A 24703-nucleotide genomic window follows, 5' to 3' on the forward strand; every position below is an offset into this window, starting at 1 on the left:
CGCATAAGTGTAATCAAACCCATAGGTAAAGAGGTTCAATATGAACAATCAACTTCCCGACAAACGGCAGGAGCAGTTGAAAAAGCGTAAAAGCAAGCGGTGGCTGAAGTGGCTCCGTAAACCTAAAACGCTTCGTCTGTTGTTTCAAATCGGTCAAGTCATTTTCAAACTACTGAAGTGGCTATTCGATTGGTTTTAGGACTAGACTGCTAACTCTTCTATACTACTTTTGAGCAAACCCTACAGCTAAGGAAGACTGATTATGTTAAATGAGGCTTTAAGGTTGATGAGGGTATTTTATGATTTGCGACAAAAGGAGTTAGCGGGGAAACTAGGAATATCTAAGTCATATATTTCCGAGATTGAATCAGGGAAAAAGATTCCAACGCTTGATTTACTCAATCGTTATTCGGAGTTTTTTGATATACCTGTTTCATCGATTATGTTCTTTTCCGAGAGCTTAAATAAAGATGTGAAAACAGAAAAATTGAGGACGTTTGTATCTTCTAAAATTATTGCAATCCTCAATTTCATTGCTGAAAGGTCTGGTCATGCTTATGCCGAAGAGTAAAAAAACAAAGTATAAATTAGACCAATCACCTTTCTATTATTTGCAAACCAAGAAAAAGCTTGCAAACCTCCTGAACTTAAAACTCACCAATCTCAAACAACTTACTCTGTCTAAGGATTTATATACAGAGAAAGAATTTTTTGACCCACAGAGAAATAAACCTCGTCTTGTGGAAAAACCAAAACCTGAACTAAAGCAGGTTCAGAAATGTATTGAAGAACTTTTGAAGCGCATAGAAATCCCGAACTACATTCATGGACCAGCGAAGGGATGTTCTTATGTTAGTAATGCAAAGGCTCACATAAACAGTCTTGAAGTAAGAAGTCTTGACATCAAGAAGTATTTTCCATCTACAGCATCAAAACGCATTTATTGGTTTTTCCATAAACGGATGAAATGTTCTTCGGATGTCGCTGGGATTTTAACAAAACTTTCAAGCTACAAAGAGCATTTGCCCACTGGAAGTCCGTTAAGTCCGCTCTTGTCTTACTTTGCCCATATAGATATGTGGGAAGAGATCAATGAGATTGTTGAACTAGCAGGTTGCACTCTCACTGTTTATGTGGATGATGTTACAATCTCTGGAACTCATGTAAGCGATAAACTAATTTGGCAAATTAAAAAGAAGTTTCATGGTTACGGATTACTCAGTAACGATACAAAAGAAAAAGACTACAGAGGCAAAAAATCATCTGAAGTAACCGGGGTCATTATTAAAAAAGGTATTTTAAAGCTACCTAACCGACAACATAAAAAAATGTATGAGATTAGGAAAGAAATTTGTGCAGAGCCAGATATTCATAAGCGTAATAAATTGCAGGAACAGTTGAAGGGATTGAGATCAAACGAAAGGCAAATCAAGAATGCTAATGATATTCAGGCAGATAAAACTTGAATACATGGAATGAAATATGCTGTATTAATTGTACGGTAAGTTAGATACGTGAGTAAATCAGAATTAAAAGAAAATAATCTTTCTGCACCGTAACCCACCATTTACCACCAATCCCAAATTTTTATTAATACAATTCTAAACAATCCAGATTTGGATTATCAGGCAATGTTTGAATTACCTCCACCCCAGAACGCAGTAGAGATTCAACCTCTTTTGTTGGTGCATTTCCACAGCGTAACCATATAACTTTAGGTGGAGAACCATACAAACGGTTTCTCTATGTATAAAAGATAAAATGAACTACAAAAATTCAATATTATTGAACATATATTCAGGTTCTAAACATTCCCATACTAAAACTAAATCACTGATGACTTTTCCAATTGACTGACGTTTTTGGCGAGCATAGATAATACCACAATGTTCAATTCCTGTAGCAGCTAAACTCAGAAAATCATCATCAAAGGTAAAAATAACTCGTTGTTGAGAAACAGCAAAAGCTAATTGTTGTTCATCAAATGTACCAATTAACCCTTTTTCTGGAGAAGTTGTAACATCAATTCCTCTCATTCTCAAACCGATCGCTATAGCATTACCAACATTTTCATCAAGGTGAAACTTAATCTTGTTTGACATTTTCACCCTTTAAAATCTTTTCCACTAAAGATGGTTTATCCCCTTGCAATTGTTTAGCAAAATTTTCCCCTTCTTCAATTTGCTGTCTGATTTCTTCTCTGTGATCATGGTAATAAGTCAAAGCTGCATAAACATCTGCTAAAGTAATACTAGGATATTGATAAATAATCTCATCAGGTGACATTCCCATTCTGTCATGCCAAATAATAATATCCTGAACTTTGATCCGATGTCCCGCAATACGTGGTTTTCCTCCACATACTCCCGGAGTAATAACTATATGTTCTTTGCTAACAGATAAAGTAGTCATAATCTGTGATTTTTATAAATCACCTCATATTATATCACATTAAATTATTTATTCAACCTGAACCGTAAAGATGTTTATAAACAATGATTTTATGTTATCAGATTTTCTCGATGATTTAAAAAGTGCTGATTTAGTTGGTATTTCCTTAAATCCTCAAAACCTGGGATTACGTCTTGATTTTACTTTTGGTCTTGAAGCGGATGATGTAGCCATTGAATTTTACCACATTATTCACCTGGTTTTTTCTCAACCTCTAAATACAGAAGATGAGGATATTTGTTTTTGGGTAGGAGAAGTTGAACTCAAAGAAATTGAAAATAATATCCAGGAATATTTATCTAAATCCTATCCATTTGTAAATCAAAATCAAGTAGATAACACCAATTGAAAATCTCTAATTTATTTTCATTTACAAGGTGATATTTGTTTAGAGGTTGTTTGTAAAAATTATAAAACTTTTCAACAAGTAAGGAATTAAATAATTTCCTCAACCATCTTCGCTCCTTTGCCTCTACCCTCCGGGATCTCCTGACGGAGATTGCGCGAAACTTATTTCTGTAATTAACTAACAATTGCAATAGCAATTTTCCCCACTGTCCTTTCCCCCTCACTATAACGATGAGCTTCAGTTAATTCTTGTAACGGATATATGCAATCAATCACAGTCCGTAATTTCCCAGTTTCTATTAAATCTTTTAAATAAATTAAATCTTTACTATTGGGTTTTTCTAACACAATTTTCGCCTTTTGACCAGGAAGAAACGCAGTTAACACACTCTGCAAAATTACTTCGGGAATCGGCAATGTTGAAATATAAACCCCATTTGGCTTTAAGACCTTTCTACAATCAGCAAATGTTTTTTTAGCAACAGCATCAAAAATAATATCGTACTGTAAATTACCCTTGGTAAAATCCTCTTGGGTATAGTCAATCACTAAATCTGCATTTAAAGACTTGACCAAATCCAAATTTCTGGTACTGCAAACACCAGTTACATTAGCTCCTAACGCCTTAGCAATCTGTACTGCAAAGATGCCCACACCGCCAGATGCACCATTAATCAAGACATTTTGACCTGATTTGATATTTCCTAAGTCTCGCAATGCTTGGAGAGACGTTAACGCCGCTAAAGGTACGGTGGCTGCTTCTTGGTAACTCATATTTATAGGTTTGGTAGCTGCTAAATTTTCGGGGATAGCAGCAAATTCCGCATAAGCGCCACCAGGAAAGCTGGTACTACCATAAATAGGATCTCCTACTTGAAAGCCCGTCACCTGTGAACCAACTTCCACTACCTCTCCAGCAACATCAAAACCGAGAATTAAAGGAAATTTGTTTCCAGTCAAAATACTCAACATTCCCTTGCGGGTTTTCCAGTCAATGGGGTTAACACTACTAGCATGAACCTTGACAAGTAATTGATCTGGTTTAATTGGCGGTTTTGCCACCTCTTCATATTTAAGGACTTCAGGAGAACCATAACCACGGATAACAATAGCTTTCATTACATTTATCCTTTTTATATCTGTTTATCATAAATATATTGTAGCGATCGCCAAAAGTTCATGGTGATTAATTTTTACCTATTTTCTATCAACGGATTTGATATTATTTCTCATTCCCTATCCTCCTTTACCTCTACCCAATTACCTATTTCCTGCATAAAATAAATGATATTACTTGCAAATTATCTGCATTAAGAGTTATGCTTTTATTAAAGCCTGAATCATCCACAGGTATTTAGGAAGACGAAAAGTTAAAAGAAGATTAACTGCATTTTTAACAAAAAAAAAATGCTATGTTATATACAGAAACCTTTTTAATAATTATCTGAAGCAGTTCGGCTAACCTCACTCCATTAATTGGCCTCAAATTGACTGAAAATAAAGACTTTTAGTAGTATGAGATAGTTATTTGAGTACCTTGTAAATATAACTGCAAATTCATCAGAAATTCTCCCAATCCTTGATAGGACTTGGGTTGTGAATGAGTACAAAGAAATCCTCAACCCCGCTTCATAAATACTCGTACCCTCACATAAAAATACTTGTACCCCTACCCGAAAAAAAATTATTTAATCTTTGTAATCCTGATAAATACTGGGATGAATAAATCTGAGTACACAGGTAATATATCCAATAAATTCTATCCTCAAGGTAGCAAAAACCTATTTAAACAGTGCTGCTATAAATCATTTATCGCCAATCACTTAACGCTCCTTAACAAAAGAGAGGCAAAAAGTGAGTGGAGGGATGAGATAGCACCATGCCTGAAGTGAATGGAAGTCGCGGCTGTACCAACCAAGTCTACCCTAGACCCAAAGTTTATACACACCAGCCGAAGCGATTATCCGCCCACTACTGTATTAATTTGGGATCTTAGATTTGCAGATTTTGGAGAAAAATTCCCTAAAATTTTCAATCTAGAATAGCCAAATTAAGCCATGGGGCAGAATAAGTAACAGACGCGACTTTCAGTTCATAGGCATTGGAAGTAGCAACGGCATCTCCCACAGTGGCTATTTAGTCCACCGAACCCTTGCGAAATCAATGACACAACCGGCTACAGGACTCCTCACCTCCTCCGAACAGGAAGCTAATATCAACGCCAAATCTGGTGGTTGTGGTTGCGACAGCAGCACAGTCCCAGAAATGGATGAAAAACTCAAAGAACGCATCGCTAACCACCCCTGTTATAGCGAAGAAGCCCATCACCATTATGCAAGGATGCACGTTGCTGTTGCCCCAGCTTGCAACATACAATGTAACTATTGTAACCGCAAGTATGACTGTGCTAACGAAAGCCGTCCTGGAGTAGTAAGCGAATTACTCACACCAGAAGAAGCTGCACACAAAGTATTGGTGATAGCAGGTAAAATTCCTCAAATGACAGTTTTGGGAATTGCTGGACCTGGAGATCCTTTAGCAAATCCAGAAAAAACATTTCGTACCTTTGAGTTGATCGCAGATAAAGCCCCAGATATTAAGCTTTGCTTATCAACAAATGGTTTGATGCTACCTGAATATATAGACCGTATCAAACAATTAAATATAGATCACGTTACCATCACCCTTAACACCATTGATCCAGAAATAGGCGCGCAAATCTATTCTTGGGTTCACTATAAACGCAAACGTTATAAAGGTGTAGAAGGTGCTAAAATTCTGCTAGAAAAGCAGATGGAAGGATTACAGGCTTTAAAAGAAGCTGATATTTTGTGTAAAGTTAATTCTGTGATGATTCCCGGAGTTAATGATAAACATTTAGTGGAAGTTAACAAAGCAATTCGTGAAAAAGGTGCATTCCTGCACAATATCATGCCGCTAATTTCTGCACCAGAACATGGTACACATTTCGGGTTAACCGGTCAACGTGGACCAACAGGAAAAGAACTCAAAGAAGTTCAAGATAACTGTGCTGGTAACATGAAAATGATGCGTCACTGTCGTCAGTGTCGAGCCGATGCGGTAGGATTATTAGGAGAAGACCGCAGCCAGGAATTTACTAAAGATAAATTCTTGGAAATGTCCCCAGAATATAACCTAGAAACTCGCCAAGAAGTACACGAAGGAATTGAAAAATTCAGAGAAGAAATCAAACTAGCAAAAGCAAAAGTTCAGGCTGACAAACCAACTACTACTAATCAAAAAATTCTCGTGGCAGTGGCTACTAAAGGTGGTGGATTAGTTAACCAACACTTTGGTCATGCTAAAGAATTTCAAGTCTACGAAGTAGATGGAAATGAAGTACGTTATGTTGGTCATCGTCGAATTGATCAATATTGTCAAGGTGGATACGGTGAAGAAGCTACCGCAGACAATATAATGAAAGAAATTGCAGATTGCCAAGCGGTTTTAGTTTCTAAAATAGGTAACTGTCCCAAAGAGAAATTAAACGCAGCCGGCATACAGACTGTTGAAGCTTATGACGTAATTGAAAAAGTTGCTTTAGAGTTTTACGAGCAGTATGTAAAGGCTAATCAGTAATAGATATTAATGCCAATTACGAATTACGAATTACGAATTACGAATTACGAATTACGAATTACGAATTGGCATCTCTCTTCACCCATTACTACAGCCCAAAACCCCTAAAGGAGAAATAATCATGGCTTACACAATTACTGGCCAATGTATTTCCTGCAACCTTTGTGTGTCTGTATGTCCTAATGGTGCAATTCAAGAAGTTGAAGGTAGACACATAATAGACTCGGAACGTTGTACAAACTGCGCTGATAGTATTTACACAGTACCCCAATGTAAAGCAGTTTGTCCTACTGCTAATGGTTGTGTAGAACAACTAAGTGATTACTGGGAAAATTGGTTTGCTACATACAATCGTGTTATGGCGAAGTTAACCAATAAACAAGATTATTGGGAACGCTGGTATAACACTTATTCCCAGAAGTTATCTGAACAATTGAAAAAACAACAAGTAGTGGCTTAGTTAATAGGTGACAGGTGACAGGTGACAGTAAAAAGGCAAGAGTTTATTCTTACCAATCACCAATTACCTATTACCAATTACCTAAATCCAATAAGTAATAAATCATAACTAATAACTAATGAGCGCAATGTTAAAGAATTGCATCTATCTAGATAATAATGCAACTACTAAAGTAGATCCTCAAGTGATCGAGGCTATGTTACCTTACTTGAGTGACTACTATGCTAATCCTTCTAGTATGCACACTTTTGGCGGTCAACTTGCCAAAGATGTGAAAAAAGCTAGGGAAAATGTTGCAGCTTTACTAGGTGCAGAAGAGTCGGAAATTATCTTTACAAGTTGTGGAACTGAAGGTGATAATGCTGCTATTAAAGCTGCGTTATTAGCTCAACCAGAAAAACGTCACATCATCACTTCCCAAGTAGAACATCCAGCGGTTTTAAATGTCTGCAAACTATTAGAAACCCAAGGTTATCAAGTTACTTATTTGTCTGTTAATAGTAAGGGACAAATTGATCTGAATGAGTTAGAAGCTGCTCTGACTGGCAACACTGCTTTAGTAACAGTAATGTATGCCAATAATGAGACCGGCACAATTTTTCCCATTGAAGAAATTGGTGCTAGAGTTAAAGAATATGGAGCAATCTTTCACGTTGATGCAGTACAAGCGGTAGGTAAAGTACCCTTGAATATGAAGACCAGTACAATTGATATGTTAACAATATCTGGTCATAAAATTCATGCTCCTAAAGGTATTGGTGCTTTGTATGTGAGACGTGGTGTGAGATTCCGTCCTTTCTTAATAGGTGGACACCAAGAAAGAGGTCGCAGGGGAGGTACAGAAAATGTTCCCGGTATTATTGCTTTAGGTAAGGCTGCGGAACTGGAACTGTTAAACTTGCAAGAGGCAACTAAGAGAGAAATAAAGTTGCGCGATCGCTTGGAAAAAGCCTTACTTGAAAAGATTCCCGACTGTGAAGTAAATGGTGATGTCAAGAATAGATTACCTAATACTTCTAACATTGGTTTCAAGTACATTGAAGGTGAAGCAATTCTGTTACTTTTGAATAAGCATGGTATTTGTGCTTCTTCCGGTTCTGCTTGTACTTCTGGTTCTTTAGAACCGTCTCATGTTTTACGAGCAATGGGTTTACCTTACACTACTTTACATGGTTCAATTCGCTTCAGTCTTTGTCGCTACACCACTGAGGAAGAAGTTGATCAAGTAATAGCTGTAATGCCAGAAATTGTGGAAAAACTCCGGGCTTTATCTCCCTTCAAAAATGATGATGCCGGTTGGTTAAAACAGCAAGAGCAAACTTTAGTAAATAGGTAATGTGTAATAGGTAATGGGTAATAGGAAATATCTGATTTCAATTACCAATTACCAATCACCAGTTACCAATCGCCAATTAGCAATTACCAATTAGCAACTATGTGGGACTACACTGATAAAGTATTAGAATTGTTTTACGATCCTAAAAACCAAGGTACAATTGAAGATAATCATGAACCTGGTGTTAAGGTTTCTGTTGGGGACGTAGGCAGTATCTCTTGTGGTGATGCTTTAAGATTACATTTGAAAGTTGAAGAAGCAACCGATAAAATTCTTGATGCTCGCTTTCAAACCTTTGGTTGCACCAGTGCGATCGCTTCTTCTAGTGCTTTAACTGAAATGGTTAAAGGTCTAACTTTAGATGAAGCTTTGAAGGTGACAAATAAGGAAATTGCTGATTATTTAGGTGGTCTACCTGAAGCGAAAATGCACTGTTCTGTTATGGGTCAGGAAGCTTTAGAAGCTGCGATCTATAATTACAGAGGCATTCCTTTAGAGGCACATGATGACGATGATGAAGGTGTCCTAATCTGTAGCTGTTTTGGAATAACTGATGCTAAGATAAAGAAAGCAGTCAGACATAATAATCTCTTCAGTGCAGAACAGGTAACAAATTATGTAAAAGCTGGTGGCGGATGCGGTTCTTGTTTAGCGAAGATTGATGATATAATAAAGGAAGTTAAGCAAGAGTACGAGAAAGAAATCGCAAGTACAAATAGCGTACCAGCTAACACGAAAGATTCAACATTAGGACAACAAAAGCCATTAACTAATGTCCAAAGAATCGCCCTAATTCAGAAGGTATTAGATGAAGAAGTCCGACCCGTTTTAATCGCCGATGGGGGAGATGTGGAACTTTATGATATTGAAGGCGATAAAATCAAAGTAATTCTGAAAGGTGCTTGCGGTTCATGTTCTAGCAGCACTGCAACTTTGAAAGTTGCGATTGAATCAAGATTACGCGATCGCATCAGCAAAGACATCATTGTTGAAGCAGTTTAGTAAACAAACTCTAATAGTAAGGGTTTAGCAATTCTAAACCCCTACACCTGACAAAAGAAAATTCTTTACAACTCCATAAACACTATGTACACAACATTAATTCTATGTTTGGTAGAGCGCTCGCCACCATAGCGACGTTCTATACACGCTCACTGCCGTAGATACAAGGCGTGAGAAATCCACAAACAAAAGACCAGTAAACCAAACTAATACTAGGAAAGAACAATGAGCGACGAAAAAATTAGACAGATAGCATTCTACGGCAAGGGCGGTATCGGTAAGTCCACCACTTCTCAAAACACCCTTGCAGCTATGGCTGAAATGGGTCAACGCATCATGATCGTAGGTTGTGACCCTAAAGCTGACTCTACCCGTTTGATGCTTCACTCTAAGGCTCAAACCACAGTATTACACTTGGCTGCTGAAAGAGGTGCTGTTGAAGACCTCGAACTCCATGAAGTAATGTTGACTGGTTTCCGTGGTGTTAAGTGTGTTGAATCTGGTGGTCCAGAACCCGGTGTAGGTTGTGCTGGTCGTGGTATTATCACCGCTATTAACTTCTTAGAAGAAAACGGTGCTTACACAGATTTAGATTTCGTATCCTACGACGTATTAGGTGACGTTGTATGTGGTGGTTTTGCTATGCCTATCCGTGAAGGTTAAGGGGGGGTTATTTAGGGTTTTTGTTGGTGCAATTGGTTGGAAATTTTGATTTTTTTATGCCCTATTTTTGCCCTGGGAATTGTTGGGTAAATGGGGTTTTTGTTGGGGTTTTATTGTTTTGTTTACCCTATTTTTTACCTTGTGTCAAGGGGAATACTTGGTTTTTGATAAATGGGTTACTGATTGGTGGTTTATAATTGATTGATAGGTTAAATAAGTTCATTACATATTTACCCTATTTTATTAGTAGATGTTCTCTAAATTGACTACTTCTTATTTTTAACAAAAGTATTTATGTTCAAATTTTACATATAATTTGTTAATCTGTATATCTGAACTTAAATTGCTATAAGAAAAAATCTAGGACAAAACCATCGTGCCAACCCTGTCAACCGTTGATAATTCCATAAATATTGGTACTCAACCATACTATACCACTAATTTAGGTGCTGCTTACTTAGGAAATAGCCTAGAACTGATGGCAGAACTACCTGATGAGAGTATTGATTTAATTTGCACATCTCCACCATTTGCGCTAGTGCGTAAAAAAGAATACGGTAACGTAGATGCTCATGAATATATTGAATGGTTTGAAACCTTTGCTCGTCAATTCTACCGGATTCTGAAACCTCAAGGATCATTAGTAATAGATATTGGTGGTACTTGGCAAAAAGGGGTTCCAGTGCGATCGCTCTATCATTTTGAGCTAGTTATAGAACTATGCAAACCCAAGTTAAAAGGAGGACTGGGTTTTTATCTTGCACAAGAGCTTTTTTGGTATAACCCAGCAAAACTTCCTACCCCTGCTGAATGGGTGACAGTGCGTAGAGAACGGGTAAAAGATGCTGTAAATACTGTTTGGTGGTTATCGAAAGATCCCCATCCAAAAGCAAGTAATAAGCGAGTTTTACGCCCTTATAGTGATGCAATGAAAAACCTGTTAAAAAATGGGTATGAAGCAAAACTGCGTCCATCTGGCCATGATATTTCTACTAAATTTAAAAATGATCGCGGTGGTGCAATTCCTCCAAATATTATTTCTGATTCTGAATTTGGTCTATCTACATTAATTGGTAAACCAATATTAGCTGAATTTAATTGGATTTTAGAAAATGATATGGGACAACCTGTAAATGTCATTTCTGCTTCTAATACTGCCTCTAATGATTATTATCAAAGACGCTGTAAAGAAGAAGGAATTAAACCTCATCCTGCTCGCTTTCCTCAAGCATTACCTGAATTTGTCATTGGACTTTGTACAGAACCAGGTGATTTAGTTTTAGACCCATTTGCTGGCTCAAATACTACAGGGCGCGTTGCGGAAACACTAGAGCGACGTTGGTTAGCATTTGAATTAGATGAAAATTACATTCAATCATCAAAATTTAGATTTGAAAATGATGCTCCATTAGTTGTTAATCCCCTGAGAGATAGAGAAGCACTCAAAACAAAAGCTTTAAATTTAGCTCCTGAATTTAATAAAGTTTCCCAAAAAATTGATCAAAATACACCCTATCAACTAGACCTATTTCAATCACATAATAATAACATGACAGAGCAGAAATTAAAGTTTACCTATGGGCATCAGTTTGAACCAAAAACCATGAAATTAACTGATTTGGTAGAACTATGTATATCTTATCAACCAGATCGTCGAGCTTTACAAAATGCTATTGCCAAAAAATATTATTCCCAGCACTCAACACAAAATACTTCACAGAAAGAAGATAATCGTAGTAAATTGGCTATGAATACATTTCTTTCTTTGCGTGCTTATAAATTAGTTGAATCTACAGAAAATGATGATTGGCAGTATCAAGTATCTACCCTTGGTAATGAGCTTTTAGAACATAAAAATGATCCCCAAGAAGTAGCTATCATTTTTGCCCGTCATATCCTGACAAACTTAACAGGAATGTCACTTTTAAAAGCAATAGAAGCAATAAATAGCAGAGGTGATCAACCAAAACTAGATTTAATTGGTTATGAATTACAGGAAATGGGTTATTCTATATCTCCCAATGCCATATATGTTAGCACTATGCGGCAATGGCTACAAGAAGCTGGAGTATTTGAAAAACAATATCAAATTAACTGGGATCAAGTATATGATATCTTGGAACTTGACAAGGATTATATTGATGAACTGTACACACTCACTTCAGAACAAAAATATTTCTTGTTGGCAATGCTTCAGATGAGCATTACAGAATTAACAAAATGGAATGATATTGTTAAATATGCCATCAGCGTTTATAAAGTAAGATTTCCATCCAAATCATTTGTTAAAGATATTATTCAACCCTTGGTAAATACAGGGCTAATTGAAACTGAGAAAACTACAGGTGGACGGGGTGCTAAACCCAATCTTGTCAAACTTACTGAGAAAGCACAGAAAGAATTGCTGTCTAAACTGGTAGAATCTATTGCAGATATAACAGAAATATCCCAAACTGAACTAAATCGTAGTTTTGATAATGTTGTCCAAGACCTAGATCATCCTGATAAGCATATTAAGGGTAAAGCCCTAGAATTGCTGGCAATTTGGATGATTCGTTTAACTAGCTTACGGTTTACAAAATGGCGTAAACGAGATTATGAGACAGGCCAAGGTGAAGTAGATGTATTAGCAGCTTCAGATCGCTTTGTTTATCACCGTTGGCAAATTCAATGTAAAAATACCAAACGGGTAGATGTGGAAGTATTAGCTAAAGAAGTCGGGATGACTTTTGTAACTGGTGCTGATGTAGTGATGATTGTAACTACTGGAGAATTTACTAGAGATGCTTTTCAATATGCTTATAGAATGATGGAAGTTTCTCGTTACTATATGGTATTGATTCAAAAAGAAGATATTGAGGCAATTAAGGAAGATAAAACCAACATCATTAAAATTTTAGATAAGCGGGCGCGGCGTGTATTTGCTAAAAAAGAATTAGGAATGATAGATCAGGAAATTGATGAAATTGAAGAAGAAGAAGCATCGCTGACTGATTTCGATGCTGAATTTAATGAAGATTAAAATGCTATAGGCGATCGCATTTTCGGTGTTGTGGGTTGTGAGGTGCGATCGCTTTTCTGGTGTTGTAGTTTGATAGCGATGTTATCTTAATATTATCCTATCCATTTTACAATATGCCATTAAATGAATTACTACCTCAAGTTAGTCAACTATCTCACGAAGACAAATTGCGTCTTATTCATTTTCTATTATTAGCCGTAGCAAAAGAAGAAGGATGTAATTTAGAATCTCCAGATTATCAATCACAGGAAAAATTATTACTAGAGCAACTAGCATCTACTGAAGCAATTGTTTGGTCTCCTTATGATGCTCACGAAGCTGCCCAAACATTATCTGATATGCTAACAGCAGCAAAGGAAAAAGAGCTTTTTTGGTGTTGTGGTTTGAGAGATGCTAAAATTGTTGAAGGTTAATTAGTTGTTCAACAATTACAATAAAAGTTGAATCCTGTGGAGTTAATATAATGAAAAACTCAATTTCTAATCACTTCACTATTGAAATTGAACAAGAAGAAGATGGACGTTGGATAGCAGAAATTTTAGAAATACCTGGTGTTTTAGCTTATGGTTCAACTCAACAACAAGTAATCTCTAATGTGCAAGCTTTAGCTTTGCGAGTAATTGCTGATAAACTCGAACATGGGGAAATTTGTTTAAAATAAAATAAGTTTCACATTTATAAAATACAGGGTTTTTTTATTTGTGCCTAAAAAGATTCGAGAACTAAAAGCTAAACTATTAAAAGCTGGCTTTACTTACAGACCAGGTAAAGGAAGTCATACAGTTTGGAGTCATGCCAGTTTATCCTATAGTTTGATATTATCAGGGAAAGACGGAGCAGATGCAGATCGATATCAGGAACGTGATGTAAGAAATGCCCTCAGAGACTTAGAAAATTTAAATCAAAAGGAAGAATAATTATGAATCACCATTACAGTATATTAATTCAATGGTCAAACGAAGATCAGAAATATGTAGTCAGTTTTCCAGAGTTCGGTCCTTATGCCCATACTCACGGAGACACTTATGCCGAAGCCTTAAAGCATGGAGAAGAAGTATTAGAACTTTTGATTGAGGAATATCAATTACAAGGAAGAACATTACCACAACCTTTAATGGTAGGCTCTACTATGATAATTGGTCAGTAGTTTTTATTTCCCATTTTTCATCATCTAAACTAATCTATCTATAGAGTAAATCACAATATTTAAGACTAATATCCATGACTGAAAATCGCACCTCCGTCCAAAATCTAGCCCAGCAATATATCGAAGCGGGAAAACCAAAAGAGTGGTTTGAAATCCTTTACTCCCAAGCTAATAACGATGAAAAACTTGTTCCTTGGGCAAATATGCAACCTAATCATAACCTACTACAATGGTTAGATGATCATCAGATTCAAGGTCAAGAAAAAACAGCATTAGTAATTGGTTGTGGTTTAGGAGATGACGCAGAAGAATTAGCAAAACGTGGTTTTCAAGTCACAGCTTTTGATATTTCTCCCTCAGCTATAAAATGGTGTAAAAATAGATTTCCTAATTCTTTAGTTAATTATCTAGTAGCTGATTTATTCCATCCTCTTGCTGAGTGGAATCAAACTTTTGATTTTATTTTAGAATCCTATACACTGCAATCATTACCAACATCATTAAGTTCACAATCTATGCCTTTAATAGCGAATTTTCTCGCTCCTGAAGGAATATTATTGATAATTTGTCGGGGTAGAAATCCAGAAGAAAAACTAGAAAAAGTCCCCTATCCATTAACTAAAAATTACCTGATGCAATTTGTAGATGTAGGTTTATCTCTTCAACAATTTGAGGATTATTTTGATCAGCAAGACTCACCACCAGGGAGGAGATTTAGAGTAACTTTTAAAAAATAAAATGCACCATACAGCGTCAGGGTAAGCTATCTAATTTGGTGTAGTATGAACTTGACAAAAGAAACAAGATAAGCGGGAGCTAGTAGAGAGTTAGAGTTTTGATTTTTCTCATATTTGATGTTAGGAACTGCAAGTTAGTTTAATTACTAATTAATAACTAAGGTTTACACAATTTTGGTTTCCCATCTGTAATCTTAATCTTTCATTTTCAATTCTCAACCGCTCATTTTCTTTTTCCAACTTAATCAACATATCTTGTAAATCTTCCACTTTCGATTTTTTCTTAATTGCTTCCTCAATTGCAACCTTACGATTTTCCAAACTAAACCACTTTTGATAAATGGATGTGTGCATATTCACAGAATGACCCAAATTATCAGCCGCAGCTTTAATAGGAATTCCCATTAAATGCGCTCGAATTGCCCAAGCGTGACGTAAATCATAGGGTTGAAAATTCACACCCACAAATCTAAACCATCTATCTGTTCCATGTCGTGCAGAATTAATTTCTCTACTTGTAATCTTATCTTTAATTTTGGCTTTTAATAATTCAATTGCTTCTAGATCAGTTTTTAAATTGAACTCTTCTACCCAACGGGGATATAATGGTAAAGCGTCCCTTGCTCCGGTTTTACATTCTTCATTAACTCGCCATGTATTCATGGTATTTTCTGATGATAACCACCAATCTAAATCCGGTTTTACAAAAATTTCAATTGGTCTTAAACCATAGGTTGCTAACATTCCATAAACCCATCTCCACAATTTCCAATTGTTTCTATCTTCCCTATTTGTTAATTTACTAGGACGGTTAATAGAGTAATTTTCAAACTTCAGAAATTCTGTTTCTATTTCTGTATCAGTAGGTATATCCCGCTTACGTTTTGCAGTAGTTTTAATTTTTAAGTTACTTAATTCCGGAACTTCTAAACCAGAACATTTACATAAAACTCGAATGACTTTAATTAATTCATTTTTAACGCTATCAGAAGATGAACAAGTTTGGACAGCTTCAATAAAACTAGCATTTATCGCAGGTTTATCTTTTGGTAGATGTTTTTGGGCAATATAGAAATAACTACTAAAAGTATTTTCACTTTTTAAAGTTCGTTTTCGAGTTTGAAAATAGTTTTGTTCAAATTCTGCAACTAAATCACCAATGATTTTTGCTTTGATTTTATTATGACTTTTGCCTAAATATTTATCTGTCCATTGAAATTGTTTTCTAGCAATCAATGTTCCTAGTTCATTTGCTTCTTCTTCTGCTGTATTTAAACCATCAAAATTAAAAGGAATCCCCAAAGAAATATCATATTGTTTTGTACTGCTACCGTTTTTATCAAAATCCCCTGGTTTAATAGGTAAAGTGCATCTCAACTGTAAAGAATTACCGGATTTTCTGATAGAAACACAAACATTAGCGGCTCTGAGTCTACCATTAATTGCTTTTAATTCTGTGATTAATTTTGCCGTGAGATGATTTTCCTGTTCATTTACTGCTTGCATTCTGCCTAAATATCCCCCATCTGTAATAGCTGTTTGGTGAAAATCGGCAAATGCTTCCTGAGTTCTGTTCATACCCTAGATTTACCCTAATAAAAAAACTGTTTATTCCAGACAATGATTACTGCAAACATAGTCTAAAATGAACATTTTACGGCTATTAGGATCATATCAATAATCTTTTCCGTGAAGGTAAAGCACAAGAAATCTACATCGTTACCTCCGGTGAAATGATGGCGATGTACGCTGCAAACAACATCGCTCGTGGTATTTTGAAATACGCTCACTCCGGTGGTGTACGTTTAGGTGGTTTGATCTGTAACAGCCGTAAAGTTGACCGTGAAGACGAGTTAATCGAAAACTTGGCTAAACGTCTTAACACCCAAATGATTCACTTCGTACCTCGTGACAATATCGTTCAACACGCGGAATTGCGTCGTATGACCGTTAACGAGTACGCTCCTGACAGCAACCAAGGTCAAGAGTACCGCGCATTAGCTAAGAAGATCATCGAAAACAAAAAACTCACCATTCCTACACCAATGGAAATGGATGAATTAGAAGCTCTATTGATCGAATACGGTCTATTAGACGATGATACCAAGAACGCTGACGTAATTGGTAAGGCTGCTGCTGCTAAGTAGTATTCAGTAATTAAGGAACAGGAAAAAGGAAAACTCTACATAATTTCCTTTTTACCTTCCCTTCCCTCCCCTTGGGGATTAATTTCCCCATCCCTATCCATCCAAATATCCAGAATATTTAAGAGAGGCCAGACATGACTCCTCCAGACAAGAAGATTGTTGAAGAAAGAAAAGAACTCATTCAAGACGTTCTTAAAGCTTATCCCGAAAAAGCTGCTAAAAAGCGTGCAAAACACTTAAATGTACACGAAGAAGGTAAATCTGATTGTGGTGTTAAATCTAACATCAAATCCTTACCTGGTGTAATGACCGCTCGTGGTTGTGCTTATGCAGGTTCTAAGGGTGTGGTTTGGGGTCCTATTAAGGACATGATCCACATCAGCCACGGTCCCGTAGGTTGCGGTTACTGGTCTTGGTCTGGTCGTCGTAACTACTACTTAGGTACTACTGGTGTAGATACCTTTGGTACTATGCACTTCACCTCTGACTTCCAAGAACGCGACATCGTGTTTGGTGGAGACAAGAAACTGACCAAATTAATTGAAGAATTAGATGAACTATTCCCCTTAAATCGTGGGGTTTCTATTCAATCTGAATGTCCCATCGGTCTAATTGGGGATGACATCGAAGCAGTAGCTAGAAAGACATCCAAAACAATCGGTAAGCCTGTTATTCCTGTACGTTGCGAAGGTTTCCGTGGTGTGTCTCAGTCATTAGGACACCACATCGCTAACGACATGATTCGTGACTGGGTATTCCCCAAAGCAGATCAAGGTAAGAAAGACGGTACATTGAAGTTTGAAGGTACTCCTTACGACGTAGCAATTATCGGTGACTATAACATCGGTGGTGACGCTTGGGCCAGCCGGATCTTATTAGAAGAAATCGGTTTACGTGTAGTTGCTCAGTGGTCTGGTGACGGTACTATCAACGAAATGTTGATGACCCCCAATGTGAAGATGAACCTCATCCACTGTTACCGCTCGATGAACTACATCAGCCGTCACATGGAAGAAGCTTATGGTATTCCCTGACTGAAATATGAGATATTTGGACTTGATACCGTGATTCTGTCCAGTCATAACTTTGCTCAAATTAAACAATGTTTGCAGTGGTCAGAAAATGGTAAAAAATTTATTCCAAAATTATTCCACTAATGAATAACTCAGATCAGGGAATTTTTGACGACTACAATCCACCAGCATCTACCGATGGAAGTTACCAAGGAACTCAACGTCAGATGAAGGCAACACAATCACATCTAGAGAAGAAATTTCAATCAGAGCTAGAAAAAGTTAAATCCAGACTCAAGGACGGCAAGGTCAAAGTTGGACTGATTGCAGCCAACGGAACTATCCAGTTATATGCCTCACTCCCAATCAAACCGGGTGATATTGACCGGAAGGGAACGGGACACAAGCAATACAAAATTTCTCTGAATATTCCCGCTAATTTGGATGGTTTAAAAACAGCAGAAGAAGAAGCTCACGAATTGGGTAAGTTAATCGCTAGGAAACAATTTGAATGGAATGAAAAATACTTAGGTAAATTAGCTAAGAAAAAATCAATTCTCACTGTGGGGGAATCACTCAAGTTATTTGAAACTGAATATTTTAAAACTCACAAGTTAACGGAGAAAAGTAAGCACACTTTTCACTATTACATTGATTACCTCAAAAGATACGTAGGTGTAGATACTTTACTTACTCAAGATGCTATAGATTTACAACTGAGTAATTTACGTAATGATCACGCTAAACAAAGCGCAATTAAAACTTTAAATGTTCTCAAGTCAACTCTAAACTTAACCGCATTTACTCTGGATAATATCAAAGTCAAAAAACCACAACCTCGAATCAGGGATATTCCCAGTGATGAGGATGTGGTTAAGATTTACCAGAATTTTTATCTGTATTCAATTAACAGAAAGTCAACTATTAAAAAACAATTTTTAGAAACTTGGAAATTGTGGCAGTGGGTCTATGGAATGCTTGCTACCTATGGCTTGCGTCCACGCGAGGTATTTGTAAATCCTGATATTGATTGGTGGTTATCACCTGATAATACTGATAATACTTGGAAGGTTTCACCGGAAACAAAGACGGGATACAGAGAAGCATTACCCCTACATCCTGACTGGGTTGAGTTGTTTGATTTAAAGAATCCTGGGTTTTTGGAACTGCTGAAAATTCAGATTGAGGGTAAAACCAGTTTCACTGATATCAACACTATTAGGATTAATTGTTCATCATGGTTTAGACGGGTAAGCATTCCATTTACCCCTTACGATTTACGCCACGCTTGGGCAATTCGAGCGCATATTATGGGTGTACCAATTAAAGCCGCTGCTGATAATTTGGGTCACTCGGTTGAGATTCATACAGAAATTTATCAGAGGTGGTTTAGCCTCGATAACCGCAAAAAAGTTATCAATTTAGCTGTTAATCGGCAAGATGATATTGAGGCACTGAAGGAAGAAAACGCAAGGTTGAAGGCTGAAATTGAACTACTAAAATCAGCTTTGGCTAGAAGACAAATATCAGAAATTATCAATTGAGCTTCCTTAAAAGATGAGAGTAGAATCTTTGAGCGTATTTTTTACCCTCAATTAATACCCAAATATATTGAGGGGTTGTACTGCTTCTGTACTATTTGGTTGATTGTTGCTACTAATTTCTAAATTTTTATTTTCAGGAAAAACAGGTGTAACCGGAGGGTCAAATGTAACCGCCTTGCTGTGTAAGGGTTTCAGGTGGTTACACTCGGTTACACTCTGGTTACACTCGGTTACGTTTTGGGAAAATGTAACCGACTCTAAATTTTCTCCGGTTACACTTTGGGTGAAACGTAACCAGGTGTAACCGAAGTGTAACCGCTGGAATCCTTGTGTATCAAGGCGGTTACACTTTCGTCTTCGGTTACACCCAATTTCCCATCAAAAATATTTTCAGAATTAGCTATCTTTTCCCAACACTGTCTAGCTGTCTTCCCGTCAATTTTTTGTGCCTTAGATGTCTTCCTCTATCCCAACCGTGTCATACAGGCAGTAATTTCTCCATTGAGTGGACCCCTCACCGTGGTGAGTTTTCGCCTGTGCCTGTTCCCAGTTGGGAAACTATTTTTGATTTCGGCGAAACGGATTTACCCCTATTCCGAAATGAGCGAAACGACGACACAGTAGCACTTTCAGAGAATAAAAAATCTCATTTCGGGCGTTTCGGGATGGCACGAAATGAGGTTATAGAGGAAATTGGAAGATTGCGAAACGAAATGAAATTATCTCAAACTCAAATCATTGGAATCCTTTGGGGGGCGAAGCCTGGAGAGAATGACGCGTACCGAAATGCCGTTTCGGAATTCAAGAAACTTACAGATACTGAGTGACTTCTTTCATGAACTCTATCCGGTCATAGTGACTCATTTCTAAAATCCGCTGTAATATCCCTTTACCCAAAATCCTAGATGTTTTATCATCTGGGATTATTTGTATATGTAATTCCAGGACTGAACAAGCATAAAGTATTGCCAAGGATTCGTCGTAACTACAAGGATTAGTTTCCATTAACTTAAAGTCTCCGAATTTAAATCACCTGATAATGGTTCATCATCACTCATCAATGATCTAGTAAATTCGATTGTCCTGGCTCAAAATACAAAAAATAAAAATAAAATTGTCACTTTAACCGTCACTTCCGTCACTTTCCTTATACAGCAAGGATTCTGAACCGTCACTCAAACCGTCACCAAGTCGTCACCGATCCGTCACTCCGTCACTTCTGCTTTTCATTCTTTGTGGCAAAATTTCTAATATAAAAAGTCACTTTTGCCCGTCACCTTGACACTTTCCTTGCCAGGTAAGGATTCCAGCCCGTCACTAGGGTCGTCACTGGGTCGTCACTCCCGTCACTTTCTTAAAAAACGGATTCATCTCTAAAAAAAATAATGTTTTGGAACTTCAGCCTCCACTTTTTATAATTCACACTAAAAAGGCGATTACCACTAGGGAAGTAATCGCCTTTCATGCTTGAAGTAGATAGTTGATGATCAAGAGACGGATCTGTGACGGTTTAATCGGATGACTTTATTCTTCCCCGTACTTTTCTAGCTGTTTAATAAATTCGTCAATGGATTTGGAGTGCGATGATTGTTTACCTACTTTCAGTTTTATCAGGGTATCTTCTTTGATATCTCCGTAATACCTTACCAATCGAGCGCGCAGTTTATCCACGACTTGCTGCATCTTACTGTCCCAATAATTCATCATCTCGCACAAGCGCAAAACCCAATCATTCAGGCTTTTTTCGACATTTTCTACTCTTGAGGACAAATGTTTGACTTGAGAGGAAAGCATACTTACATCCTTTAAGTCGTCTACCCACACATTAAAATCAGCCTCGAACCCTTCTATCTTGTCCCGCGATTCCTCTAATTTGGTTAGGCGATCGCCTATATCTTTTTCTGTGTCTGTGGTGATTAAAGATCCTGTAGACTCTTTTGTCTGACATATCAACTCAGTTATTGCTTTTTGCACTTCCTGAGATACCAGGCTTTTTATCACTATGCTGTCTACAGCTTCAGTTTTTGTATCTTCAGTAGAGAGGTTTTTTATTTCTCTCTTGATTATTTCCTGGATACCTATACTGTCTACAGGCTTGTTTTCTTGTGTAGACGTACCCAGTATATTCCTTAATAATCGTGCAGCGGTTACATTTAACGATTGTTCGTCACTAGGCGATCTCAGTGATTCTAGTATTTCAATTTCGGAATCACTTAATCTAAATGAAATTACTTTACTTGCCATTGTTGACTATAGTGTAAACATTACTGTTTACATATTAGCTGCGTCGAGGGAAAATGTCTACAACATCAAAACACAGGTGTTGACAATACAAAAACAATGACTTAGACTGTGTATACAGAGCAAAAAACAGAAGTGTTGACAAAATAACGGTAAGTCGTAGCGTCGCTCGTTTTCTGTCGCTTTATCTGAGTTGCTTTTAATGAATTGTGAATCTTTTGCAACAAAACCGCTGGGGTCATGCGCCCCAAAGAGAGAGTCAGTGACCCTCCCTCTTTGGTGCGACTCCACCTAATTTAAGTCGGACAATTAGGAGTCTTATTATGTTATCGAGTCATAGCTATTTATGGCAACGTTTTCTCTTGTCTAGGAGAAAATTTTTATCTGTTCTGCTTGGTATATCATGTGTGTCCTCTATCCCCACACAAAAGCATCTGTTGTCTCTCACGCATCCGTCTATACCTCAACCAAAATTCTGGTTTAACCAACGAGTTTGCAATGAATGGATTTGTGATGATGAACTAGACGGGAAATATGGACTGACTATCCGCGACTATGGTGTAGTCGTGGGGATGGTATATAGAGATTCATGGGATTATTATGTAAGGTGGGAAAGATTAGGCATGGATGCTCATCTACCTCTGCCTCATATTGACTGCATTTCAGAGGAAGAATTGATGTTGATCTAGAAACTGATGCCTAAAAACTGATACCTGAAAACATAAAAACCTCTGGACAGTAACCAGAGGTTTTCATGTGAGAACGTCAATCTCTAATGGAAAGGGTTAATCGCGGGTCAAGAGGCGGTAAACCCCTAGAAAAGAAAATCAACGTCGGATAGTTTACATAAATAGGAGCATAAGGACTGATGTTAAAGGTACTTTAAACCGGCTAACCTCAGTCCTTTCATTTTAAGTGGATTGAGTGTCAATCCACAAGTAGAGGTTCAGTGGAGGTTCAAGTGGAGGTTCGAATCCTTGCTACACAAAGGAAAGTGGAGGTTGTGGAGGTTGAAGTTCCAAAACATTATTTTTTTAGAGATGAATCCGTTTTTTAAGAAAGTGACGGGAGTGACGACCCAGTGACGACCCTAGTGACGGGCTGGAATCCTTACCTGGTAAGGAAAGTGTCAAGGTGACGGGCAAAAGTGACTTTTTATATTAGAAATTTTGCCACAAAGAATGAAAAGCAGAAGTGACGGAGTGACGGATCGGTGACGACTTGGTGACGGTTTGAGTGACGGTTCAGAATCCTTGCTGTATAAGGAAAGTGACGGAAGTGACGGTTAAAGTGACAGTTTTATTTTTATTTTTGTATTTTTCTTGCATACTTCCCTGCTCGCCCCGTCTACAGGCGACTGTATACAGTTACTACAAAGATTCTAATTTTTGATTTCCCTGAACCATCTGAACCGTCATCTGAACCGCTGAACCAACACAATACCAATGCTTTCAGCGATAATACCCCCGGTTCACACGGTTCGATTTAACCAAAGAACAATCTTTAGGGTTAATTAATTCTCTGAACTCTGAACTGAACCAGACAGAGATTATTGAGCGTCTCTGGGGTTGCAGTAAGGGCGGTTCAGCCGCATGGAAAGAGGCTTATTCTCAGTTCAAACAACTTACAGATACTGAGTGACTTCTTTCATGAACTCTATCCGGTCATAGTGACTCATTTCTAAAATCCGCTGTAATATCCCTTGCCCAAGAATCCTGGATGTTTTGTCATCTGGGATTATTTGTATGTGTAATTCCAGGACTGAACAAGCGTAAAGTATTGCCAAGCATTCGTCGTAACTATAAGGATTAGTTTCCATTATTAGCTTAAAGTCTCCGAATTTAAATCACCGCCAAGTGGTTCATCGTCATTCATTAACGAACGAGTAAATTCAATGTCTAATTTGCTATCTCGATTCCTGAATTGAGGTGATCCAGTCTGTTCAGAAAACACCTTCAGGTAATCGGTCATATCTGCAATCTTTTCGTCCTGGGACAAAAGCTTATATTTGACTCGTTTTAAGATGTTTTTTTGCTGTTCATTAGTCAGTCTTCTTTCATATGTAAGTGCCGTTGCTTGTTGATCAAGCCTTTTTTCTAAAGCTTCAATAGAATTATCTTGTTCTGAATTCTTGTCAGCGATTTTGGCTTGAATGTCATTATTTATTTTAAAATAGGCAGCTATAACACCGCCTACTGGAAGGAAAATGTTTAGAAATTGTTCAACATCCATTGTTACTCCAATATATCGTTAGCGGTTGTTCCCAGGATTCTAGTTATCGAAAATTCCATTTTCCCAATTGATTGATAGGGATAAAAAACTATTTGGAATAGTCCTTGCCCCGAAAAATTATATTGAACATTTTTCAATAACTTAATTTTATGCTCAGAGGCAACTAACTTGTTTGGAAATTCAATTAATTGTTCTTCAATCTTCCCGCAAGTCGAAAATTTATCTTGCCCTTTAGTCTTGGGGATAGCTGAAATAATCAGCGTGGAATCATTGAAAACTAAAGGAATGAGTACAGACTTAACTTTTCTTAAATCAAATCTGTACTCTTGCTTGAAAATTAGTTTAGTTTCAAACATTAACTATTTCTCATTCACGTCCCATGTAATTCCATTTGGGGTCGCAAAGCGGTCAGGCTTATTCTTGGTAATCTTGGTGAGAATAAATTCCCTGATTTCTTCAATGTTTGACCCAGCAGGAACGGGAATATTTTTATATTTCGGTTTGTCGTCGGATCCACCGGCGCGAACCTTAATGGATACGCTATTACTACCTCGAATTGGGAGTTTAAATTTTTTTCCTTTCCGGGTAACTTCAACAGAGGCATCCTTTTCTATTGGTAGCCCAAAAAACTCAGCAGTCTTTCTAGGCAGCCGTACAAAAAGCTTTCTTTTTTTCTTCCCTGATGTTGTCTGAACTTCTTTCTCTCCAAACAGAACCGTTGCGGGAGGCCCAACCTTAGCCATTCAAAAATCCTCCTTGA

The 24703-nt window shown here is 37.3% G+C and carries 26 protein-coding genes and 4 pseudogenes; 20 read left to right on the forward strand and 10 right to left on the reverse strand.

Annotation, left to right across the window (positions count from 1 at the left end):
* Window positions 1-40 precede the first annotated feature (40 nt).
* From WJM97_RS21875 to WJM97_RS21885, 3 genes are all read left to right on the forward strand, one after another.
* Window positions 41-199 carry a hypothetical protein gene (locus WJM97_RS21875; protein WP_353930867.1) on the forward strand — a complete coding sequence of 53 codons (159 nt, stop codon included), beginning with the start codon at window positions 41-43 and terminating at the stop codon, window positions 197-199.
* Window positions 200-262: 63 nt separating this feature from the next.
* Window positions 263-571, forward strand: a complete 309-nt coding sequence (locus tag WJM97_RS21880) for a helix-turn-helix transcriptional regulator (RefSeq protein ID WP_353930868.1) — start codon at window positions 263-265, stop codon at window positions 569-571.
* Entirely contained in the window at window positions 558-1466 is a 909-nt protein-coding gene (locus WJM97_RS21885) for a reverse transcriptase family protein (protein WP_353930869.1), read from the forward strand. The genes WJM97_RS21880 and WJM97_RS21885 overlap by 14 nt, the downstream gene beginning before the upstream one ends.
* A 124-nt stretch (window positions 1467-1590) precedes the next feature.
* Here WJM97_RS21885 and WJM97_RS21890 read toward each other — a convergent pair whose 3' ends face one another.
* From WJM97_RS21890 to WJM97_RS21900, 3 genes are all read right to left on the reverse strand, one after another.
* Complete coding sequence (locus tag WJM97_RS21890) at window positions 1591-1650, reverse strand: hypothetical protein (RefSeq protein WP_353933238.1); 60 nt, start codon at window positions 1648-1650, stop codon at window positions 1591-1593.
* 116 nt (window positions 1651-1766) lie between these two features.
* Window positions 1767-2102 (reverse strand): DUF5615 family PIN-like protein, encoded by a 336-nt coding sequence (locus WJM97_RS21895; protein ID WP_353930870.1) that lies wholly within the window; start codon window positions 2100-2102, stop codon window positions 1767-1769.
* A complete protein-coding gene (locus WJM97_RS21900) occupies window positions 2086-2412 on the reverse strand; it encodes a DUF433 domain-containing protein (protein ID WP_353930871.1) in 327 nt (108 codons plus the stop codon). The genes WJM97_RS21895 and WJM97_RS21900 overlap by 17 nt, the downstream gene beginning before the upstream one ends.
* A 70-nt stretch (window positions 2413-2482) precedes the next feature.
* Here WJM97_RS21900 and WJM97_RS21905 point away from each other — a divergent pair, with 70 nt between their 5' ends.
* Window positions 2483-2800, forward strand: a complete 318-nt coding sequence (locus WJM97_RS21905) for a hypothetical protein (RefSeq protein ID WP_353930872.1) — start codon at window positions 2483-2485, stop codon at window positions 2798-2800.
* A gap of 173 nt (window positions 2801-2973) precedes the next feature.
* On the opposite strand, the gene WJM97_RS21910 is transcribed toward WJM97_RS21905, so the two are convergent.
* Window positions 2974-3918 carry an NAD(P)-dependent alcohol dehydrogenase gene (locus WJM97_RS21910; protein ID WP_353930873.1) on the reverse strand — a complete coding sequence of 315 codons (945 nt, stop codon included), beginning with the start codon at window positions 3916-3918 and terminating at the stop codon, window positions 2974-2976.
* Window positions 3919-4962: 1044 nt separating this feature from the next.
* Here WJM97_RS21910 and nifB point away from each other — a divergent pair.
* The 12 genes and pseudogenes from nifB to WJM97_RS21970 all read left to right on the forward strand — a co-directional run bounded on the left by nifB (window position 4963) and on the right by WJM97_RS21970 (window position 14766).
* Window positions 4963-6399 carry a nitrogenase cofactor biosynthesis protein NifB gene (nifB, locus tag WJM97_RS21915; protein WP_353930874.1) on the forward strand — a complete coding sequence of 479 codons (1437 nt, stop codon included), beginning with the start codon at window positions 4963-4965 and terminating at the stop codon, window positions 6397-6399.
* Between the two features lie 121 nt (window positions 6400-6520).
* Window positions 6521-6859, forward strand: coding sequence for a 4Fe-4S binding protein (locus WJM97_RS21920; protein ID WP_353930875.1), 339 nt, complete (start codon window positions 6521-6523; stop codon window positions 6857-6859).
* A gap of 127 nt (window positions 6860-6986) precedes the next feature.
* The gene (gene nifS / locus WJM97_RS21925; RefSeq protein WP_353933239.1) at window positions 6987-8195 is read left to right on the forward strand and encodes a cysteine desulfurase NifS; all 1209 of its coding nucleotides are present in this window, start codon (window positions 6987-6989) and stop codon (window positions 8193-8195) included.
* Between the two features lie 99 nt (window positions 8196-8294).
* Window positions 8295-9197: a Fe-S cluster assembly protein NifU gene (gene nifU / locus WJM97_RS21930; protein ID WP_353930876.1), complete on the forward strand. Its 903-nt coding sequence runs from the start codon at window positions 8295-8297 to the stop codon at window positions 9195-9197.
* Between the two features lie 225 nt (window positions 9198-9422).
* Window positions 9423-9857, forward strand: a pseudogene (locus WJM97_RS21935) (AAA family ATPase); the annotation flags it as partial.
* 409 nt (window positions 9858-10266) lie between these two features.
* Window positions 10267-11256: pseudogene (locus tag WJM97_RS21940) on the forward strand (site-specific DNA-methyltransferase); the annotation flags it as partial.
* Window positions 11257-12408: 1152 nt separating this feature from the next.
* Window positions 12409-12882 carry a restriction endonuclease gene (locus WJM97_RS21945; protein WP_353933240.1) on the forward strand — a complete coding sequence of 158 codons (474 nt, stop codon included), beginning with the start codon at window positions 12409-12411 and terminating at the stop codon, window positions 12880-12882.
* A 113-nt stretch (window positions 12883-12995) separates the two neighbouring features.
* Window positions 12996-13295, forward strand: coding sequence for a hypothetical protein (locus tag WJM97_RS21950; RefSeq protein ID WP_353930877.1), 300 nt, complete (start codon window positions 12996-12998; stop codon window positions 13293-13295).
* Between the two features lie 50 nt (window positions 13296-13345).
* Window positions 13346-13543, forward strand: coding sequence for a type II toxin-antitoxin system HicB family antitoxin (locus WJM97_RS21955; RefSeq protein ID WP_353930878.1), 198 nt, complete (start codon window positions 13346-13348; stop codon window positions 13541-13543).
* 40 nt (window positions 13544-13583) lie between these two features.
* Window positions 13584-13799 (forward strand): type II toxin-antitoxin system HicA family toxin, encoded by a 216-nt coding sequence (locus WJM97_RS21960; RefSeq protein WP_353930879.1) that lies wholly within the window; start codon window positions 13584-13586, stop codon window positions 13797-13799.
* 2 nt (window positions 13800-13801) lie between these two features.
* Window positions 13802-14029 (forward strand): type II toxin-antitoxin system HicB family antitoxin, encoded by a 228-nt coding sequence (locus WJM97_RS21965; RefSeq protein ID WP_353930880.1) that lies wholly within the window; start codon window positions 13802-13804, stop codon window positions 14027-14029.
* 74 nt (window positions 14030-14103) lie between these two features.
* Window positions 14104-14766 carry a class I SAM-dependent methyltransferase gene (locus WJM97_RS21970; protein ID WP_353930881.1) on the forward strand — a complete coding sequence of 221 codons (663 nt, stop codon included), beginning with the start codon at window positions 14104-14106 and terminating at the stop codon, window positions 14764-14766.
* 150 nt (window positions 14767-14916) lie between these two features.
* On the opposite strand, the gene WJM97_RS21975 is transcribed toward WJM97_RS21970, so the two are convergent.
* Window positions 14917-16344, reverse strand: a complete 1428-nt coding sequence (locus tag WJM97_RS21975; RefSeq protein ID WP_353930882.1) for an integrase — start codon at window positions 16342-16344, stop codon at window positions 14917-14919.
* 110 nt (window positions 16345-16454) lie between these two features.
* Between WJM97_RS21975 and nifH the strand changes: the two are divergent.
* The 3 genes and pseudogenes from nifH to WJM97_RS21990 all read left to right on the forward strand — a co-directional run.
* A pseudogene (gene nifH, locus WJM97_RS21980) lies at window positions 16455-16913 on the forward strand (nitrogenase reductase); the annotation flags it as partial.
* 134 nt (window positions 16914-17047) lie between these two features.
* A pseudogene (locus WJM97_RS21985) lies at window positions 17048-17944 on the forward strand (nitrogenase component 1); the annotation flags it as partial.
* Between the two features lie 125 nt (window positions 17945-18069).
* Window positions 18070-19470: a site-specific integrase gene (locus tag WJM97_RS21990; protein WP_353930883.1), complete on the forward strand. Its 1401-nt coding sequence runs from the start codon at window positions 18070-18072 to the stop codon at window positions 19468-19470.
* Window positions 19471-20280: 810 nt separating this feature from the next.
* On the opposite strand, the gene WJM97_RS21995 is transcribed toward WJM97_RS21990, so the two are convergent.
* Window positions 20281-20475 carry a hypothetical protein gene (locus WJM97_RS21995; protein WP_353930884.1) on the reverse strand — a complete coding sequence of 65 codons (195 nt, stop codon included), beginning with the start codon at window positions 20473-20475 and terminating at the stop codon, window positions 20281-20283.
* Window positions 20476-20994: 519 nt separating this feature from the next.
* The gene (locus WJM97_RS22000; protein WP_353930885.1) at window positions 20995-21714 is read right to left on the reverse strand and encodes a hypothetical protein; all 720 of its coding nucleotides are present in this window, start codon (window positions 21712-21714) and stop codon (window positions 20995-20997) included.
* Between the two features lie 404 nt (window positions 21715-22118).
* Between WJM97_RS22000 and WJM97_RS22005 the strand changes: the two genes are divergently transcribed.
* Window positions 22119-22400 (forward strand): hypothetical protein, encoded by a 282-nt coding sequence (locus WJM97_RS22005; RefSeq protein WP_353930886.1) that lies wholly within the window; start codon window positions 22119-22121, stop codon window positions 22398-22400.
* 1132 nt (window positions 22401-23532) lie between these two features.
* On the opposite strand, the gene WJM97_RS22010 is transcribed toward WJM97_RS22005, so the two are convergent.
* Genes WJM97_RS22010 through WJM97_RS22020 form a run of 3 tightly spaced genes read right to left on the reverse strand, consistent with a single transcriptional unit; the run spans window position 23533 to window position 24686 of the window.
* Window positions 23533-23943: a hypothetical protein gene (locus WJM97_RS22010; RefSeq protein ID WP_353930887.1), complete on the reverse strand. Its 411-nt coding sequence runs from the start codon at window positions 23941-23943 to the stop codon at window positions 23533-23535.
* Window positions 23944-23945: 2 nt separating this feature from the next.
* Complete coding sequence (locus WJM97_RS22015) at window positions 23946-24299, reverse strand: hypothetical protein (protein WP_353930888.1); 354 nt, start codon at window positions 24297-24299, stop codon at window positions 23946-23948.
* Window positions 24300-24302: 3 nt separating this feature from the next.
* Entirely contained in the window at window positions 24303-24686 is a 384-nt protein-coding gene (locus WJM97_RS22020; RefSeq protein ID WP_353930889.1) for a hypothetical protein, read from the reverse strand.
* Window positions 24687-24703: the final 17 nt, after the last annotated feature.

It is taken from the genome of Okeanomitos corallinicola TIOX110, from assembly GCF_038050375.1.
Classification (GTDB): Bacteria; Cyanobacteriota; Cyanobacteriia; order Cyanobacteriales; family Nostocaceae; genus Okeanomitos; species Okeanomitos corallinicola.